A 1,304-nucleotide genomic window follows, 5' to 3' on the forward strand; every position below is an offset into this window, starting at 1 on the left:
ATTTTATCGGAAGGGTAAGGAACTGAAGTATTGTTGAAGACTGATAATAATCTTGCTGTTTCTGCTTCACTTAAATATTCCAGTTCTTCAATGGGTTGATATGAATAGTTGGTGACGGCTTCCAGCAATTGTACAAAATGAATGCTTAAACGGTCTATCGTTTCTTTGGTATAGATGTCACTGTTGTAAGTAATTGCGGTGGTAATCTCCTCTCCTGTTTCTGAGAAATTGAATAAGAGGTCAAACTTGCTGACCGTATGCGTATGCCCTGTATACTCACTTACGGATAAGTTATTCAACTGTAATGGTCCGCTGTTTTTATCCTGCAGCGCCACCATGACATCAAATAAAGGACTACGACTCAGATCCCGTTGTAACTGCAAAAGATCTACCAGGGTATCGAATGGATAAACCTGGTGTTCATAAGCGTTCAGCGTGATCTGTTTTACGTTTTCCAGTAGCTCAAGGTAGCTGTCCTTCCCGCTGAATCGTGTTCTTAAGACCAGCGTGTTGACATAAAATCCTATCTGATCTTCCAGTTCTATATGTTCACGACCTGCAACAGGACTACCAATGATAATGTCTTCCTGGCCGCTGTATCGATGTAATAAGGTATTAACCGCGCACAACAGTCCCATGAACAACGTACTCTGTTGCTCCTGCATCAGGGTTTTTAACCCGCGCGTCAACTCACGGTTAATTGTTTTATAAACAATGCCCCCATTGTAGCTCTTCAGGGCAGGACGGGCCTTATCTGCCGGTAAGACTAACACTGGCAACTCATCTGAAAACTGATTTAACCAATAGGTTGCATGCTCTTCCAATGCGGCTTCACTTAGTTGTTCCTGCTGCCAGAAAGCGTAATCTTTATATTGAATTTTAAGTGGAGATAATGGATTTGATGCTGTATTATAAAACAGCAACAGCTCTTTAATAAACACATTCATGGACCAGCCATCACTGATAATGTGGTGTATGGTAAAAGTAAAGATCCATTTGTTGGTTCCTACCTGGTATAAACCGGCACGCAGCAAAGGTCCTGCACTCAGTTCAAATGGTGCGGCAACAGCCTGTTGCAGCAAACTCTTTAGGATAGTCTCATCAGCCTGCATATCATAACAGGCGATGTTAAACGGTATAGTATCAAGAATCACCTGGCGCACCTCACCCTCTTCATCTTCCCGGAAGATGGTCCGCAGGCTCTCATGACGTGCAATCAACTCATCAAAAGCATATTCCAGCAAAGCAAGATCCAACTCACCTTCAAAAACAAATACGCCCGGCATGTTATAAGCTGCACTACC

1 protein-coding gene is annotated in these 1,304 nt (G+C 42.9%); it reads right to left on the reverse strand.

Annotated features, from left to right (window positions below; all coding sequences use genetic code 11):
• Positions 1 to 1,286 (reverse strand): condensation domain-containing protein (locus BM176_RS32060; RefSeq protein ID WP_255373634.1); only part of this gene is annotated, 1,286 nt, incomplete at its 3' end.
• Positions 1,287 to 1,304 lie beyond the last annotated feature (18 nt).

The organism is Chitinophaga sp. CF118 (assembly GCF_900112615.1).
GTDB lineage: Bacteria > Bacteroidota > Bacteroidia > Chitinophagales > Chitinophagaceae > Chitinophaga.